The following is a 16,864-nucleotide window of genomic DNA, read 5'->3' on the forward strand; positions in this document are numbered from 1 at the left end:
AACACAGAATTTTCAATTTAATAGGTTAAAAAATGCCAATTCAAATTCTAATGCCCGCATTATCGCCAACCATGACCGAGGGAAATCTCGCAAAATGGCATAAAAAAGAAGGCGACAAGGTAAAGCCCGGCGAAGTGATCGCGGAAATTGAAACCGACAAAGCGACGATGGAGGTCGAGGCGGTGGACGAAGGCGTGATCGGTAAAATCCTGATCAATGCCGGAGCTCAAGGCGTTGCGGTCAACACGCCGATTGCAGTGTTATTGGAAGAAGGCGAGGACGCCAGCGCGATTAAAACCAATGGATCGCACGCCGCGCCAAAACCGGGAACCCAAGCGCCAAAATCCGATATCGTGGTGAACAAAGCTTCTGCCTCTGCGCCGAAACAAGCTGTTGCCGCCGCGCCTGCGCCCAGCGCTTATACCGGCCCAACCGAAATCAAAACAGTGCGCGAGGCATTGCGCGAAGGCATGGCCGAAGAAATGCGCGCTGATGACAAAGTATTCTTGATGGGCGAAGAAGTCGCGGAATATAACGGCGCGTATAAAATTTCCCAAGGATTATTGGATGAATTCGGTCCAAAACGCGTGATCGACACGCCAATCACCGAACATGGATTCGCGGGACTTGCCGTGGGTTCCGCATTTTTGGGATTGAAACCGATTGTCGAATTCATGACCATGAATTTTTCGATGCAGGCGATTGACCAGATTATCAACTCCGCCGCGAAAACATTGTATATGTCCGGTGGCCAGCTTGGTTGCCCAATCGTATTCCGTGGCCCGAACGGTGCCGCCGCGCGCGTGGGGGCGCAGCATTCGCAATGCTACGCGTCTTGGTACGCGCATTGCCCAGGATTGAAAGTCGTTGCGCCGTATTCGGCGGAGGACGCGAAAGGTTTGATGAAATCCGCGATTCGCGATCCAAATCCTGTGGTGATTTTGGAAAACGAAATTATGTACGGCCAATCTTTCCCGTGCCCAACCGACAAAGATTTTACCATTCCGATCGGTCAAGCAAAGATCGAGCGAGTGGGCGAGCATGTGACGATTATCGCCTTTTCCCGCCCGGTCGGGCTGGCGCTGAAAGCCGCAGAACAATTGGAATCCGAAGGTATTAGTTGCGAGGTTATCAATTTGCGCACACTGCGGCCGCTGGATACCGCGACGATCGTTGAATCAGTACGTAAAACTAATCATATCGTTTCATTGGAAGAAGGCTGGCCATATGCCGGTATCGGTTCCGAAATCGCCGCAGTGATCATGGAACAAGCATTCGATGAACTGGATGCGCCGTTGGTGCGCGTAACGGGTAAGGATGTACCGCTGCCTTATGCGGCGAATCTCGAGGCCATGAGCCTGCCGCAAGTCGCCGACGTTATCGAAGCGGTAAAACAAGTTCTTGGAAAAGAATAAATAATTCCCCTCCCTTTGGGAGGGGTAGGGGGAGGGATAGGCAAAGAGCTTTACCCCCTCCTTAATCTTCCCCCAAAGGGGGAGGAAATTTAGGAGAAGAATAAATGCTACAGACCTCATCGAACCGCATCATCGCATCGCCCCTCGCTAAACGTTTAGCGCGTGAAATGGGCGTGGATTTATCCGGCATCACTGGCACTGGTCCGCGTGGCCGCATTGTGCGTCACGATGTTGAATCCGCATCCAAAGGATCGTCCGGCAAACCGATTGCGCAAAATAAATCTCTGGTCAGCGCAACGCCAAACCTGCCACAGGCGGGATACACGTTGGAACCACACACACAAATGCGGAAAATTATCGCAAAACGCCTGACGGAATCCAAACAAACCGTACCGCATTTTTACCTGACCGTGGATTGCCAATTGGATGCATTGCTGGATATGCGCGCGCGGCTGAATAAAAAATTGGAATCGGATGGCGTAAAATTGTCAGTCAACGATTTGATTATCAAGGCTTGCGCCAATGCGTTGATAAAGGTTCCAAATGCCAATGTATCGTGGAGCGATGAAGGATTATTGAAATACCATCAGGCGGATATTTCGGTCGCGGTTGCCATTCCCGGCGGCTTAATTACACCGGTAATCCGCGCAGCCGACCGCAAAGGTTTCAAGGATATTTCACTGGAAATGAAAGCACTCGCCGAAAGAGCCAAGGCCGGGAAATTGACGCCCGAAGAATATACCGGCGGTTCGTTCAGCATTTCGAATCTGGGCATGTTCGGTATCAAGGATTTCGCCGCGATTATCAACCCGCCACAGGGCGCGATTTTGGCCGTGGGGCAGGGCGAACAACGCCCAATCGTGCGTGATGGCGAGCTGGCGGTTGCAACCGTAATGTCGTGTACCTTGTCGGTCGATCATCGCGCGATTGACGGCGCGGTTGGCGCTGAATGGCTGCAAGCATTCAAGGCATTCATCGAAGAACCATTTATGATGATGGTTTAATCCACTCCGTAGGAGCGATTTCATGAAAAAATATATTCTCGCTGCGATTTTATCTTTTATTTTATCTGCACAGGCTCATGCGGATATTACCATTGGCGTATCGCTGCCTATGACTGGCTCTGCCGCCAGTTTGGGTGAACAAAGTATTGCGGGTATTAAGGCCGCAATTGAAGATATCAATGCGGCCGGTGGCGTACTGGGCCAAAAATTGGTCTATAAGCTCGAAGACGATGCTTGCGATCCCAAACAAGCAGTGTTGGCGGCGAATCGATTGGTCAGCGCCGCTCCCGCCGTTATTATTGGCCCTGGTTGTTCCGGCCCATTCATGGCGGCATCGGACGTTACGGCTGAAGAAGGCATCGCGCATATCACGCCGACTGCCAGCAACCCTGAAATCACTGAACGCGGCATGAAAAACGTATTCCGTCCCTATGGCCGTGACGATCAACAAGGCTTAGTTCTTGCGGAATATATCGGTAAAAATTATGCCAAGGAAAGAATCGCCATCATTCATGATAAATCCACCTGGGGCAAAGGATTGGCGGACGCAACCCGCGACAATCTGCGTAAAGCGGGTGTGCGCGAAGCTTTGTACGATACGATTACCGTTGGCGAAAAAGATTTTTCCTCGCTAGTTACCAAATTAAAGGCCAAAGGCATTACTGTGGTGTTGTTGGCAACCTTTCCGGTCGAAGGCGGATCCATCGTCCGTCAGGCGGCCGATTTAAAATTGAATATTAAGTTTATTGGCGGGGATTCCGCGTTGGTTCAGGAGTTTTGGTCGGTTGCGAACAAAGCGGCCAATGGATTTGTTATGTCGGGTCCATTGGACCCAACCAAAGATAAAGCATCGGCTTCCGTCATTAAAAGTTTGCAGGCGCGTAAAATTAAACCGGAAATATTTACGTTATATGCTTATGCCGATGTACAGCTGGCTGCGGATGCGATTGCCAAAGCCGGAAGCACGGATTCCTTGAAAATCACGGAAGCCTTGCGCAGCAATAGTTTTCAAACTGTTTTGGGTAAAATCGAATTTAATGACAAAGGCGATTTGAAAATCCCTATGTTTAAAATGTACCAATGGAAAAACGGCAAATACGATTATTTAGCAGGAGCGATGTAATTCATGTCCGATACGAATTTTGATGTTGTTATTATTGGCGGCGGCCCCGGCGGTTATGTGGCCGCAATTCGCGCCAGCCAGTTGAAAATGAAAGTTGCGCTGGTAGAAGCGAATCACCTCGGCGGGATATGCCTGAATTGGGGCTGTATTCCGACCAAGGCATTGTTACGCAGCGCGGAAATCAATCATTTCGTCAACCATGCCGCCGATTACGGCATCAAAATCGAAGGCAAAATCAGCGTTGATCTGGCTAAAGTCGTTGCTCGTTCCCGCGACGTGGCAAAGAAACTGTCGGGCGGTATTGCCCATTTGATGAAAAAAAATAAAGTCACCGTGTTTGATGGCTTCGGCAAACTTGCCGGTAAAGGAAAAGTATCTCTTGAAAAAGACGGTAAAAAAATCGCCGATCTTTCCGCCAAGCATATAATTCTGGCGACCGGCGCGCGGACGCGCGTTTTGCCCGGCCTTGAACCCGATGGCAAATTGGTCTGGAGTTATAAAGAAGACATGGTGCCAACCGGCATGCCGAAATCGTTGTTGATCGTTGGATCGGGCGCAATTGGCATCGAATTCGCCAGTTTTTACCGCAGCCTGGGCGCGGATGTTACCGTGGTCGAAATGATGGACCGCATCTTGCCGGTGGAGGACGATGAAATTTCCACGCTGGCGCGCAAGCAATTTGAAAAACAAGGCATTAAAATTCTAACCGGGAGCACCGTCAAAGGTCTGAAAAAATCCGCGAACGATGTCACCGCCAGTATCGAAAGCGCTGGAAAAAAGCAAGACATCAAGGTTGACCGGGTTATTTCCGCCGTTGGCATCGTCGGCAATGTTGAAAATATTGGCATTGAAAATACCAAGATCAAGGTGGATAGGGGCCATATCGTCGTTAATGAATGGCTGCAAACGGGCGAGCCAGGTGTTTACGCCATTGGCGATGTAGTTGGTGCGCCATGGTTGGCGCACAAAGCCAGCCACGAGGCAGTCATTTGCGTTGAAAAAATCGCCGGACAAAACGACGTGCATCCATTAAACCGCGATGCGGTTCCTGGCTGTACCTATTCCCACCCGCAAGTGGCCAGTATCGGCTGGACCGAGAAAAAGGCCAAGGAATCAGGCCGCGAAATCCGCGTTGGACGTTTTCCATTCATGGGCAACGGCAAGGCGATTGCCCTTGGCGAACCTGAAGGTTTGGTGAAAACCATTTTCGACGCGAAGAGTGGCGAATTACTGGGCGCGCACATGATCGGCGCTGAAGTAACCGAAATGATTCAGGGTTTTGGTATTGCCAAGGCTGGCGAGTTAACCGAAGCCGAATTAATGCACACCATCTTTCCGCATCCGACATTGTCGGAAATGATGCATGAATCGACACTGGATGCGTTCGGAAAAGTGATTCATTTTTAATGCTCACCTTATACCACCGGCTTGGCGGCGCGACGGCGATCGAATCGTTGGTTACAAGTTTTTATGATAAAATCATGGGTGACGACCGCATCAATTATTTCTTTGAAGGCGTTGATATGAACGCATTGATGGCTAAACAACGTGGATTTCTGACCATGGTTTTGGGCGGTCCGCAATATTATCAGCCGATTGAATTGCGCCATTCGCATGAACGATTGATAAAAATGGGTCTGAACGATACGCATTTTGATGTTGTTATCGAACATTTACGCGCCACATTAGAAGGCCTGAATCTGTCTGAAAGCGAAATTACAACGGTTATCGCCATTGCCGAAACCACGCGTAAAGACGTACTAAACCGTTAGGCCTGGAATATTATACTTTAAAATGCTAGATTAACTATCATGACGAACGCTCCTACAGATGCAGCCTTGCGCCATCCGGAAAAGGCTCACCGCCCGGATAATCCGATTAAAAGAAAACCGGATTGGATCCGCGTAAAGGCGCCCACATCCAAGACGTATCACGAAACCAAGGAATTGATGCGCAGCCTGAAACTTAGCACGGTGTGCGAGGAAGCCGGCTGCCCGAATATTGGCGAATGCTGGTCGCAAAAGCACGCGACATTCATGATTTTAGGCAGCGTTTGCACACGGGCCTGTTCGTTTTGCAATGTGGCGACCGGTCGCCCGGACAAACTCGATCCGCATGAACCGGACAATGTAGGCATGGCGACAGCGAAATTAGGATTGAAACATGTGGTCGTTACGTCCGTCGATCGTGACGATCTGGAAGATGGCGGCGCGGAACATTTCGCGCAAACGATTGCCAAGATCCGTTTATTTTCGCCTGGCACCACCGTTGAAATTCTAACCCCGGATTTTTTACGTAAAAATGGCGCCGAAGATATCGTGATCAAGGCAAAACCGGATGTTTTCAATCACAATCTGGAAACTGTGCCGCGTTTATATCCATCGGTGCGTCCTGGAGCGCGTTATTTCACCAGCCTGCAATTACTGGCTAAGGTTAAACAAGTAGACCCAACTATTTTTACCAAATCCGGAATTATGGTCGGGCTTGGCGAGACAAAAGAAGAAGTCGCGCAAGTAATGGATGATTTGCGCGCGGCCGATGTCGATTTTCTGACCATAGGCCAATATTTACAACCGACGCCAAAACATATCGGCGTGGACCGTTTTGTAACGCCGGAAGAATTCGATTCCTATGCCCAGTTGGCGCGAGGCAAGGGATTCTTAATGGTTTCGGCGTCGCCTTTGACGCGATCTTCGTACCATGCAGGCGACGATTTTATGAAATTACAGCAAGCAAGGAATGAAAAATTCAAAAAAACCGGTTAACCTTGCAATTCACAGGCCCTAGAATCTAAAATTGCCAGTATAATAAACGGCAACAGGGAGAGATGATCTTGAACGAGGGGTTATCCGAATATTTTGATATTTTGTGGCTGGTGATGTGCGCCATCCTGGTCATTTTGATGCAAGCGGGTTTTACCTGCCTTGAAAGCGGGTTAGTCCGCGCAAAAAATTCCATTCACGTTGCCGGTAAAAACGTCGTCGATTTTTGTATCGCTTCATTATTATTCTGGCTATTCGGATTCGGCATCATGTTCGGCGTCAGTTGGGGCGGCATTATCGGCACCAGCTATTTTATGTTCGGCAACACGGCATCGGCCTGGCTGTATTCTTTCTTTCTTTTTCAGATGGCGTTTTGCGCGATTGCAACGACCATTGTTTCAGGCGCTGTGGCGGAACGGATTCGTTTTACAGGGTATGTTTTATGTTCCTGTATTTTATCCAGTTTGATTTATCCGGTCGCCGGCCACTGGGCCTGGGGCGGATCGATTCCCGATACCAATTCGGGTTGGCTGGCAAAATTAGGATTCATCGACTTTGCGGGATCGACCGTGGTGCATTCCGTAGGCGGATGGATGGCGCTTGCAGCCTTATTGATTGTGGGTCCGCGTATCGGCCGATTTGGGCCGCAAGGCGCGGAAATCGAAGGAAGCGATCTGCCCAAAGCTACGTTGGGACTGATGTTGCTGTGGGTGGGCTGGTTTGGATTTACCGGCGGTTCCTTGCCGCAATTCACCGGCGACGTTCCGCTTGTAATCGTGAATACAACTTTGGGCGGCGGTATTGGCGGACTGACCGCATTGGCATTGTCCTGGCATTTTAAGGGCCGTCCAAACGTTATCCGGTCGATCAGTTGCGTTATTGCCGGATTGGTCAGTATTTCCGCTTGCGCACATATGATTACGCCATATGCGGCGGTTATTATCGGCATGGTCGGCGGGGTTGTTTGCTATGCCGGTACGGAACTATTATTAAAATTGGAAATCGATGACGTTATCAATGCCGTTCCCGCGCATCTGTTTGCCGGAATTTGGGGGACATTGGCGGTGGCGTTATTTGCGCCAACATCGGCGTTTGGCACGGATTTATCCCGGCTTGAACAATTTTGGGTGCAATTATTGGGTGTGATCAGCGTTGGCGCTTATTCCTTTACCGTCGGATTTATATTGTTGTCGGTGATCGACCGATTTTTTGCGCTGCGCGTCGACCCGGAATCTGAACGAATTGGGCTGAACGTCGCCGAACATGGGGCCAATACTTCGCTGCTCAAACTTTTGCAGCAAATGGAGCAACAGCGCCTGGAAGGCGATTTCTCACGCCCAGTGGAAATCGAGACGGAAACCGAGGCTGGCACTATTGCCATGCAATACAATATGATTTTGGATAAGTTCAATTCCGAAACTCAGAAACGCGAAAAGGCTGTGAAGGAAATGCGTACCGCCAAGGACGCCGCGTTAATGGCCAGCAAAACCAAATCCCGGTTTTTGGCAAACGTCAGTCACGAATTGCGCACGCCGTTGAATGCCATTATGGGTTTTTCGGAAGCCATGCAAACCCAGATCCTAGGCCCATTGGGGCACGGCAAATATGTGGAATATTCCGATCATATTTTCAAAAGCGGCCAGCATTTATTGAATTTGATCAAGGATGTTTTGGATTTGTCTAAAATGGAAGAAGGCAAGCTGGATTTAAACAGTGCTCCCGTTAATTTGCATCAAGTCATTGCAAGGGTGCGCAGCTTTGTGGATATGGAAATTCAGAACGCCCATATCAAGCTGACTGTCGACATTCCCGAAGATATACCGCGGTTAAACGCCGACGAACGCGCCATGACGCAGATTCTAACAAACCTATTGTCCAATGCCGTTAAATTCAGCCATGACGGCGGCGGCATCGATGTCAAGGCGTGGTTGCGCGAAGATATGGGAATTTCAATATTGGTGCGGGATAATGGCAGCGGCATGGAGCCGGATTCCATCGACCGCGCTATGGAGCCATTTATTCAAGTCGACAGCCAAATCAGCCGCCGGCACAAGGGAACCGGACTTGGTCTTCCTATCACCAAATCATTGGTGGAATTGCATGGCGGCACGATTACGCTGGAGAGTGCTTTGAATGAAGGCACCACAGTCACTATCCACATGCCTAAAGAACGGACGATATTAGGGCAGGCGGCTTAATGCGCGCTACTGGACATTATCCAGCGCCGTAAAGTTTCTATGCTTTGGGCGCCAAAACTTTCAATTTCCGCACTTACAGTTTTGGCGTGGGCATAATTTTTCTGGCGGCAGGATTCATCCAATTCCTTAGCTTTATTGCAAAGCGGCATTAATCCAAAACTGCCACAGGTGGATTTTAATGTATGACCCTCGCGTTCCAAATTATCCCACTTTTCTTCGCGGCATAATTGCTTAATCAGATTCAAGCGGTGAACGGTTTCATCGATAAAAGTACCTAGCAAATTATTCAAAGTTTCATCGCCAATATCCTGGCGCAATTGTTTTAATACGGATTCATCCACTAGCATGGCTTTGCCTCCATGATTTTCGGATAACTTGGAATTATCTGGATTCAAAACTTCAAAAACGGTTTTTAGAAACAGGTTTTTTTCGACCGGCTTGATTATATAAGCGACCATGCCAGCTTTCATACATTTCTCTTTTTCAGCCGGAATGGCTTGATTGGTAATGGCGATAATGGGCACATTGCGATAACGATCATCAAGCGATTTTATTTTCTGAGCCGCCGTAATACCATCCATTTTCGGCATTTTAAGATCCATCAAAATCAAATCATACTTATGTTTTCCGGCCATTTGCACAGCGGCAAGACCGTCTTCGGCTTGATCCATCTGGAAACCATAATGTTTTAAATAGCCAATGGGCATCAGCCGGTTGGTCAAACTGTCGTCTACAATCAATATTCTTTTCTGGCCAAAATCTACGGCTGCGCCATTTCTGTCATTAAAGCTAGTGATAATTTCCCGTTTAGCCGCTTTGGCTAAAACGAAACTGAACACAAAACAACTGCCTTCGCCCAATTTGCTTTGCACCGATATATCGCCCTGCATCAATCCGACCAATTTCTTGCATATAGCCAAACCCAATCCAGTGCCGCTGAATTTGCGCGTGAAGGATAGATCTATTTGATGGAACGGTTCAAAAATCGTGGCCAGCTTATCCTGCGGAATGCCAATACCGGTATCTATAACTTTTACTTGAACTTTGGCTTCTTCGCTGGTTTCCGATAATAAATTCAATTGCACTTCGATGTGCCCCTTGGCTGTGAATTTAATCGCATTATTCACAAGATTGCGCGTAATCTGCGTTATGCGATCCGGGTCGCCGAACAATTGTTTCGGAACTTTATAATCCAGCGTAAATTGCAGGCTTAAGCCTTTTTCAAAGGCAATATCGCGCAAATCGCTTAACGCGCGGCGCAACAGATCATTCAAATCCAAAGACTTCGTATTGATCGCCAGGTTTTTGGATTCCAAGTTAGAGTAATCCAAAATATCGTCGACCAATGTTAATAACTTTTCAGCGGATTCTTTGGCCGTATTTAAAAATTCACTTTGTTTGGAGTTTAGAGAGGTCTGAGATAATAAATCCACCATGCCCATCATGCCATTGATAGGAGTCTTTATTTCATGGCTCATCACGGCCAAAAATTGCGATTTAGCCTTACTGGCTTCATCGGCCATATTTTTGGCTTGAACAACTTCCTGTTCTTGAATTTTACGCTGGGTAATATCAGTCAAAATAATGACGAAATGGGTTTTGATGCCTTCCGCGCCGACAATGGGATTGATTTGAATATGGCTCCAAAATGCGCGTTTGGCATTGTCCACCGTCTTGATTTCAACTTCCAAAGCCGAATAATTTTCAAAACTGGATTCCACTTCCTGTGCCTTGGCCATATCGCTGTCCGGGCCGAACAGAAAACGTAAATTCTGCCCAATGATTTTGTCCGGTGTATATCCAGTGATGGCGGAAAAGGCGCGGTTGACGAAAATAATCGGATTGTCCGGCAACAGCGCATCGCAGATGGCCATGCCGGTGTTGGTGGCCTGCACGGCTTCGGATAGTTGCGAATTCTCTGCGGCGAGGGTGGCAAGCAGCGATTCTTGCTCCCGAATCTGCGTAATATCGGTAAAGGTGATTACAGTGTGTTCGTTGCTGCTGCTTTGCTGGACCAGATAATATTTTTTATTGCGATGCTTGAAGAAAAATTTATAGGATCCAGCATTAAAATGGTCTTGCCATTCTTGCAGGTAATTCTGTTCGTTATCTATAGCTTCCAGGATATTTTGCGAATATACGATTTTACTGCATATTTCCGTGATATGGGCGCCAGGCATCAAGGCATGCCGCGTTTCTGGCACAATGCCATGGATGCCGGAACTGAAATGGATTAAATGACCGGACCCATCAAACATCAAATAGGCATCGGATAAAGCCATTAGACTGTTATTCCAGTGCCGGTCGGACTGACGCCGCTGTATTAAGGATAGTTTATAATCGGTTATATTTTCGATGCAGTAAACAATTCTGCCTCTGTTCCGATTGTATAGGCCGCATGTAATTTTAATCCAGCGCTCCGCGCGCTCGGAACCAATCAACAATCGCTTTTCCAATTGCAGTTGGGATTTCTCTCCGGCTTTTAGGCGGTCTAACAATTGCTGGATGAAATTACGGTCGCCGTCATCCGTTAAGGATAGAAAGTCTTCTCCCACTAAATTTTCTTTAGGCTTTTGAAAAAACTCCGAAACGGCCTGGGTACAATCCAAAATTCTTTGATCGTCATTCGTTAAAACAATCATCATTCCGGCAAAATCGAAAATAGGAGAGGACAACGGAATTAGATCGTCCGTAATCTCGTTAAAAAGGGTGGGCGCGGGACGGCTCATTAGACTACAATAGTATGATCTAAATCCTTATTTTTATTGGTTTTTCAATTGTGCTCTTAAGATTTTAAATTTAGATAAATTTTTCCCAGAAAAATTTATAATTTCTTGATATAATTAGATTTAGATAGAGTTTCATGATTATTTATAAGAAAATAACTTAATAACCTATTGACAAATAATAATATTATGTTAGCATGGGAGTAATACAAGAAACGCATAATTACTGAAATCAACAAGTAAGCATAGACAATGAACAGGGAAATAAGGGTTTCTTTAGTATTTTTATTAGCCATAGCGATTCTGCTGCCGCTACCGGTGTATGCGGACGATTACCAAAATTTCTCATCCTACATGGATAACAACGTTAAAAGCCGTTATAACCCGAATTTAAAGGCTGTGGATTCACGCCAAAACCCATTACGCCGTCTGATGAATTCATCCAGCGGATATTCCAATAACAATAGCCAATTAGGTATGGGCGGAACTGGATCAGGGTATGGCAATAATTACTCTTCCGATGTCCAAGGAAGATCCATATCCCTAAGTAACGTTCCTCCTTCCAAATCTGCAATGGCCTATAATCAATACCGCACACTTCCAGCACAAAAATATGTACGGCCAGTTGCCGTGGCAAGCCGTAGCAACCCACTTGCTGCTGCCGTTAACACGGCTAGCGCTGCCCCCGCTGCACAGCAAACACCAGTCGTGTCCGCACCACCAGTGGTTACGCATAACAGCACTAAGGCAAACACCTCTGTTGCCTCATCTGCTAGAACCGAAGATACGGCCGCGGTTACACGTTCAAATACTACGCATACTGAAACCACTCGAACGGTAACGATTTCGTCCCCGCCACCGGCTATAACTCCTCCTCCTCCTCCGGTAAACAGACCAAGCATAGCTCCGTCCGCACTATCCGACTAAGAACGAATCTATTTGACTTTTAATGGGTTTCGCTAAATCTTGGCCCATGCCTAAATTCAGCGATTCTAAAATACTCCCTTATACTCAAAAGCAAATGTTTGATCTGGTCGCAAAGGTAGAAGAGTATCCCAATTTTCTGCCTTGGTGCCTGGATGCGGTCGTTACCCATAGAACCGAAACGCAAGTTGCGGCGGATCTGGTCATTGGTTGGAAGCTGATACGGGAAAAATTCACCAGTCACGTCCATCTGCAAGCCCCGGCCGCTATTACGGTAGAATATCAGGATGGCCCATTTCAATATCTGCACAATGAATGGCGATTCACTGCTCAGGGAAAAAAACAAACGGAAATTGACTTTATGGTGGATTTTGAGTTCCGATCGCCGCTAATGAATACGATTATGGGTCCTTTGTTTATTCCAGCCGTGCATAAAATGATTGAAGCCTTTGAAAAAAGGGCAGAGGATCTTTATGGTCAATAATCCGGTCCGCCCAATAAAAGCACTGGTCGATTTATCGTCATCTCAGATCGAAACGCTAAAGATAATGGCGATTCTGTTTATGGTTATCGATCATATGAACAGAATTATGTTTCATACGGAACAATTTTGGATGATCGCGGTGGGGCGGATCGCCTTTCCATTATTTTGTTTTATTGCCGCGTACCATTATGAAAAACCGATAAAGAACTTTAAAAAATATATATTTTTATTAATAACATTCGGCGTTATAAGCCAACCAATTTATATTTGGACGCTGGCATTCACCCAATTCAACATCTTTTTTACGCTGGCAGCGGGGCTGGTTACGGTATGGCTATACGATAACCAGGATCGTTTTTTATCCGGCTTAAATAAAGCCCAGCGAATGGCGGCGGGACTTGCAGCCGCAGTTGTTTGGTTTTTAGCCGGATTTTATGTTGATTACAGTCATGCCGGAATTTTATTGATTCCCTGCATGGTGTTATGGCTTCGCTATCAAACCGATTTGTTTTTATTCTGCGCCTTTGCCACCGTTATTATTGCCAATTATTTTGTGGCGTATTCGATTGTCGGATTGCTGGCGTTTGCCCTGATTTTTGTTGTGGCCCTGATTCCATCGTCGATTCCACGCCTGCCAAGATATTTTTATTATTTATTTTATCCGGCGCATTTGGTGATTCTGAAACTAGTTGCCCTTTATCTGCTGCAACAATAATTCCAAAGCGTGATTAACCGCCTGAAGCCGGACCGCTTGCCGGCCGCCAGGATAAATATTGCGAATCACGCGCGGCACTCTGCCTTCTTGCAAAACGGAAATATAAACTAGCCCGACTGGCTTTTCGATGCTGCCGCCGGAAGGGCCGGCGATGCCTGTAATGGCGATTCCCCAATCAAGCAGGGGATTGCGCGTCAATAATCCTTGCGCCATTTCCAGGACGACTTCTTCCGATACAGCCCCGAAAGCGTTCAGCGTTACGGGATCAATTCCCAAATGCTGCAATTTAGCTTCATTGGAATAGGTAACATGCCCCAAATACAGAACCGAGGAAGATCCAGGGATGGAAGTGATTGCCCCAGCCAACAGACCGCCGGTGCAGGATTCCGCAAGCCCCAATAATTGCTGCCGTGCCGCTAAGGTTTTAACGACATCCGCTGCCAAAGAGATGGTTTTAGGATCAAACACGATTTAAATAACTTGAAATAAGAACAATAAAAATCCGCTAATAATTCCGGCTAGAACATCGTCCGCCAATACGCCAAACGTATTGGGAAACTTTTTATCGACCCAGGAAATAGGCCAAGGCTTGAAAATATCGAAAGCGCGGAATAATAAAAATGCCACTGCCGCAAATCCGACATTGCTTAGAAACAAATAAAAAAATACAAACGATTGTCCGGCAACTTCGTCAATAACAATCCAGGATGGATCGGGATCATCAGGATTATTCTTTAAAATAATATCGGCCGACCAAATCGACAACAAGCAAGCGGCCGTAAAAAATACAAACAAGGCAGAAGTTCCGATATAGACTTGCAATAAATAGGCTATAGCAGCCGTATATAGCGAGGCCCAAGTGCCAGGCGCCTTCGGCAGATGGCCGATGCCGAAACAGCTGGCAATTTGAACGGCGATTTTATATTTGTCCATGCAATTATCCTTTATACAAAACCGTAGCGACAGCGTGTGCGGCAATGCCTTCGCCGCGGCCAATAAATCCCATTTTTTCATTGGTGGTGGCCTTGATATTGACGTTGTCGTTGGCGATACCAAGCATCTTGGCGATATTATTTTGCATCATAATGCGATAGGGCGCTATTTTCGGCTCTTCCGCTAAAATGGTAATATCGACGTTGCCGACACTGCCATTTTTTTCTGCCACGAGCTCAAGGGCTTTTTTAATAAAAATTTCAGACGCGGCGTTTTTCCATTGATCGTCGCTGGGCGGAAAATGAGTTCCTATATCACCAGCGCCGCAAGTCCCCAATAATGCGTCGGTCAATGCATGCAACACGACATCCGCATCCGAATGACCTTGCAATGATTTGTCGTGCATAATGCGAATGCCGCCCAGCATCATGCCTTTGCCTGAAATCAATGGGTGTACATCGTAACCGTAACCGGTGCGGGGAATAAATTTATTATGCATCGCTTCGAACCGTTCCAAATCGTAGGAATAGGTGATTTTAAAATTATCGCTTCTGCTTTCCATGAATTTTATGCCCATTCCGCTGGATCCCGCAAGCCCTATATCGTCGGTAAATTGTTCGGGGCCGGCATTGCGATGGGCCTCTAAAATCAGATCGAAGCTAAATCCTTGCGGAGTTTCCGCCGCCCACAAGCCTTGGCGTTCCACGGCTTCTAATTCGCTGACCGCATTGTTTTGGCGGTGAATCGTATCGGTGACTTTTCGCGCCAGGCTGACGCCATAATTTCTTTCCGACTTTAGCTGCGTAATTAATTTTTCTACATCCGCCTGTTGCACATTGGGTCTTGCCGCGTCATGAATCAAAACATAATCCGGCGCGTTTTTCGCCAATGCTTCCAGACCCAATCGTACCGATTCCTGACGTGTCGCGCCGCCAATGCAATATTGGGCCTTGGTTCCGGCGGCGACTTTTCGAAATTCTTCCAGATCATCTTCGCGAATGGCTACCATAATGGAATCAACCGATGGGCAAATCCCGAATAAATCCAGTGACCAGCGCAATAATGGTTTGCCGGCAATAGGAATATAAGGCTTGGCGATTTTGGCGCCCAGCCGTTCACTAGACCCGCCAGCGACAATAAGCGCGGCTATGGTAGATTTTTGCTGCATTTTCTATGGGTTAAAGCTTTAGCATAACTACTTGCAAAATAAACAATAATTATCTAATATGCCTAAAATTTAGGCAATATAATCAACAGCCCATGCAACAAACCACACCATTGCCCGGCTTTGCGATCGGCCCGGTGACATTAAAAGACCCCGTAATCCTCGCCCCGATGTCGGGCGTAACGGATCTGCCATTTCGTAAATTGGTGAAACGCCAGGGAGCGGGACTGGTGGTTTCCGAAATGATTGCCAGCCAGGCGATGATCCGCGAATGCCGTAAATCGCAATTGATGGCCAAAAATCTGCCCGAAGAATTTCCAATGTCGGTTCAATTGGCCGGTTGCGAACCCGAAGTCATGGCTGAAGCCGCCAAGTTGAATGAAGATTCCGGCGCGGCGATTATTGATATCAATTTTGGCTGTCCCGCCAAAAAAGTGGTCAACGGCTATGCCGGATCGCATTTAATGCGCGACGAAGTCTTGGCTGGTAAAATTATGGAAGCCACCGTGAAGGCGGTAAAATTGCCGGTCACGATGAAAATGCGCATGGGGTGGGATGATAATTGTTTAAACGCGCCCACCTTTGCCAAAATTGCCGAAGAATCCGGTATCAAAATGATTACCGTGCATGGCCGCACGCGTTGCCAGTTTTATAATGGCGAAGCCAATTGGCCTTTTATCCGCAATGTTAAAGAAGCGACCAAACTGCCGGTCATCGCCAATGGCGATATCGTCGATTTTTCCGATGTCGATAACGCGCTCAATGCATCTGGCGCTGACGGCGTTATGATTGGCCGCGGGGCCTATGGACGTCCATGGTTTTTAAAACAGATCATGCATTATTTACATACGCGCGAAAAATTGCCGGAACCGAACCTAGCCGAGAAATATCAGATCATAAAAGCGCATTATGAAGATATGCTGTCGCATTACGGCACTCATACCGGCCTTAAAATAGCGCGCAAGCACCTGGGCTGGTATAGCAAGGGGCTGCCGGCTTCCGCCGATTTCCGGGCCAGGGTAAATACCGTGCCGGATCCGAAAACGGTGGTGGAATTAATCGATCAGTTTTTTGAACCCTTATTGGCGGCGGCATAAAATGAACGATCAGAATTCCCATATCCTAAGCCAGAATTTGTTGCAAAATACGATCGAAGAATATGTGCGCAATGTCAGCAATCAAAATATCACACCCAGGGATTTATACGACCAGGTTATTCAAGAAGTGGAACGGCCTTTGATTCAATATGCGTTACAACAATGCCGGGGCAATCAAATCCGGGCCGCAAAAATGCTTGGGATCAACCGCAACACGCTGCACAAAAAAATTAAGACACTGAACATTTCCGTCAGAAAGAAAGCCAATGCAAGTATCTAAATCATCCGCGCTGAAAAATATTTTTCTTTTAGGCCGCC

15 protein-coding genes are annotated in these 16,864 nt (G+C 47.3%); 11 read left to right on the forward strand and 4 right to left on the reverse strand.

Annotated features, from left to right (window positions below; all coding sequences use genetic code 11):
* Nucleotides 1–32: 32 nt before the first annotated feature.
* From EYC62_01955 to amt, 7 genes are all read left to right on the forward strand, one after another.
* A complete protein-coding gene (locus tag EYC62_01955) occupies nucleotides 33–1,415 on the forward strand; it encodes a pyruvate dehydrogenase complex E1 component subunit beta (GenBank protein TAH37674.1) in 1,383 nt (460 codons plus the stop codon).
* 104 nt (nucleotides 1,416–1,519) lie between these two features.
* Nucleotides 1,520–2,419, forward strand: a complete 900-nt coding sequence (locus tag EYC62_01960) for a hypothetical protein (GenBank protein TAH37675.1) — start codon at nucleotides 1,520–1,522, stop codon at nucleotides 2,417–2,419.
* 22 nt (nucleotides 2,420–2,441) lie between these two features.
* A complete protein-coding gene (locus EYC62_01965; protein TAH37676.1) occupies nucleotides 2,442–3,542 on the forward strand; it encodes a branched-chain amino acid ABC transporter substrate-binding protein in 1,101 nt (366 codons plus the stop codon).
* Between the two features lie 3 nt (nucleotides 3,543–3,545).
* Nucleotides 3,546–4,949: a dihydrolipoyl dehydrogenase gene (lpdA, locus tag EYC62_01970; GenBank protein TAH37677.1), complete on the forward strand. Its 1,404-nt coding sequence runs from the start codon at nucleotides 3,546–3,548 to the stop codon at nucleotides 4,947–4,949.
* Nucleotides 4,949–5,314: a group 1 truncated hemoglobin gene (locus EYC62_01975; protein ID TAH37678.1), complete on the forward strand. Its 366-nt coding sequence runs from the start codon at nucleotides 4,949–4,951 to the stop codon at nucleotides 5,312–5,314. Before lpdA ends, EYC62_01975 begins: the two co-directional genes overlap by 1 nt.
* Before the next feature lie 39 nt (nucleotides 5,315–5,353).
* On the forward strand, nucleotides 5,354–6,307 hold the full coding sequence (gene lipA / locus EYC62_01980; GenBank protein ID TAH37679.1) for a lipoyl synthase: 954 nt from the start codon (nucleotides 5,354–5,356) through the stop codon (nucleotides 6,305–6,307).
* A gap of 62 nt (nucleotides 6,308–6,369) precedes the next feature.
* Nucleotides 6,370–8,502 (forward strand): ammonium transporter, encoded by a 2,133-nt coding sequence (gene amt / locus EYC62_01985; protein ID TAH37680.1) that lies wholly within the window; start codon nucleotides 6,370–6,372, stop codon nucleotides 8,500–8,502.
* Here amt and EYC62_01990 read toward each other — a convergent pair.
* Nucleotides 8,499–11,231, reverse strand: coding sequence for a PAS domain-containing protein (locus tag EYC62_01990; protein ID TAH37681.1), 2,733 nt, complete (start codon nucleotides 11,229–11,231; stop codon nucleotides 8,499–8,501). The two genes, amt and EYC62_01990, sit on opposite strands and share 4 nt — an antisense overlap.
* A gap of 970 nt (nucleotides 11,232–12,201) precedes the next feature.
* Between EYC62_01990 and EYC62_01995 the strand changes: the two genes are divergently transcribed.
* Both EYC62_01995 and EYC62_02000 read left to right on the forward strand, forming a co-directional pair.
* Nucleotides 12,202–12,636: a type II toxin-antitoxin system RatA family toxin gene (locus tag EYC62_01995; protein TAH37682.1), complete on the forward strand. Its 435-nt coding sequence runs from the start codon at nucleotides 12,202–12,204 to the stop codon at nucleotides 12,634–12,636.
* The gene (locus EYC62_02000) at nucleotides 12,626–13,351 is read left to right on the forward strand and encodes a hypothetical protein (GenBank protein TAH37683.1); all 726 of its coding nucleotides are present in this window, start codon (nucleotides 12,626–12,628) and stop codon (nucleotides 13,349–13,351) included. Before EYC62_01995 ends, EYC62_02000 begins: the two co-directional genes overlap by 11 nt.
* On the opposite strand, the gene EYC62_02005 is transcribed toward EYC62_02000, so the two are convergent.
* Genes EYC62_02005 through EYC62_02015 form a run of 3 tightly spaced genes read right to left on the reverse strand, consistent with a single transcriptional unit; the run spans nucleotide 13,322 to nucleotide 15,452 of the window.
* A complete protein-coding gene (locus EYC62_02005; GenBank protein TAH37702.1) occupies nucleotides 13,322–13,801 on the reverse strand; it encodes a CinA family protein in 480 nt (159 codons plus the stop codon). The two genes, EYC62_02000 and EYC62_02005, sit on opposite strands and share 30 nt — an antisense overlap.
* Nucleotides 13,802–13,822: 21 nt before the next feature.
* Nucleotides 13,823–14,365 (reverse strand): phosphatidylglycerophosphatase A, encoded by a 543-nt coding sequence (locus EYC62_02010; GenBank protein TAH37684.1) that lies wholly within the window; start codon nucleotides 14,363–14,365, stop codon nucleotides 13,823–13,825.
* Nucleotides 14,289–15,452 (reverse strand): bifunctional 2-C-methyl-D-erythritol 4-phosphate cytidylyltransferase/2-C-methyl-D-erythritol 2,4-cyclodiphosphate synthase, encoded by a 1,164-nt coding sequence (locus EYC62_02015; GenBank protein ID TAH37685.1) that lies wholly within the window; start codon nucleotides 15,450–15,452, stop codon nucleotides 14,289–14,291. Before EYC62_02015 ends, EYC62_02010 begins: the two co-directional genes overlap by 77 nt.
* Before the next feature lie 92 nt (nucleotides 15,453–15,544).
* Here EYC62_02015 and dusB point away from each other — a divergent pair, with 92 nt between their 5' ends.
* Both dusB and EYC62_02025 read left to right on the forward strand, forming a co-directional pair.
* Nucleotides 15,545–16,546, forward strand: a complete 1,002-nt coding sequence (gene dusB / locus EYC62_02020; protein TAH37686.1) for a tRNA dihydrouridine synthase DusB — start codon at nucleotides 15,545–15,547, stop codon at nucleotides 16,544–16,546.
* Nucleotide 16,547: 1 nt separating this feature from the next.
* Entirely contained in the window at nucleotides 16,548–16,826 is a 279-nt protein-coding gene (locus tag EYC62_02025; GenBank protein TAH37687.1) for a hypothetical protein, read from the forward strand.
* The last annotated feature ends 38 nt before the right edge of the window (nucleotides 16,827–16,864 follow it).

The sequence above is a fragment of the Alphaproteobacteria bacterium genome, assembly GCA_004295055.1.
Lineage (GTDB): Bacteria > Pseudomonadota > Alphaproteobacteria > SHNJ01 > SHNJ01 > SHNJ01.

Bases quoted from the DNA above. Each gene is read 5' to 3' on its own strand.
- EYC62_01955 (TAH37674.1), top strand. From the start codon at position 33: ATGCCAATTCAAATTCTAATGCCCGCATTATCGCCAACCATGACCGAG.
- EYC62_01960 (TAH37675.1), top strand. From the start codon at position 1,520: ATGCTACAGACCTCATCGAACCGCATCATCGCATCGCCCCTCGCTAAA.
- EYC62_01965 (TAH37676.1), top strand. From the start codon at position 2,442: ATGAAAAAATATATTCTCGCTGCGATTTTATCTTTTATTTTATCTGCA.
- lpdA (TAH37677.1), top strand. From the start codon at position 3,546: ATGTCCGATACGAATTTTGATGTTGTTATTATTGGCGGCGGCCCCGGC.
- EYC62_01975 (TAH37678.1), top strand. From the start codon at position 4,949: ATGCTCACCTTATACCACCGGCTTGGCGGCGCGACGGCGATCGAATCG.
- lipA (TAH37679.1), top strand. From the start codon at position 5,354: ATGACGAACGCTCCTACAGATGCAGCCTTGCGCCATCCGGAAAAGGCT.
- amt (TAH37680.1), top strand. From the start codon at position 6,370: ATGATCTTGAACGAGGGGTTATCCGAATATTTTGATATTTTGTGGCTG.
- EYC62_01990 (TAH37681.1), bottom strand. From the start codon at position 11,231: ATGAGCCGTCCCGCGCCCACCCTTTTTAACGAGATTACGGACGATCTA.
- EYC62_01995 (TAH37682.1), top strand. From the start codon at position 12,202: ATGCCTAAATTCAGCGATTCTAAAATACTCCCTTATACTCAAAAGCAA.
- EYC62_02000 (TAH37683.1), top strand. From the start codon at position 12,626: ATGGTCAATAATCCGGTCCGCCCAATAAAAGCACTGGTCGATTTATCG.
- EYC62_02010 (TAH37684.1), bottom strand. From the start codon at position 14,365: ATGAAAAAATGGGATTTATTGGCCGCGGCGAAGGCATTGCCGCACACG.
- EYC62_02015 (TAH37685.1), bottom strand. From the start codon at position 15,452: ATGCAGCAAAAATCTACCATAGCCGCGCTTATTGTCGCTGGCGGGTCT.
- dusB (TAH37686.1), top strand. From the start codon at position 15,545: ATGCAACAAACCACACCATTGCCCGGCTTTGCGATCGGCCCGGTGACA.
- EYC62_02025 (TAH37687.1), top strand. From the start codon at position 16,548: ATGAACGATCAGAATTCCCATATCCTAAGCCAGAATTTGTTGCAAAAT.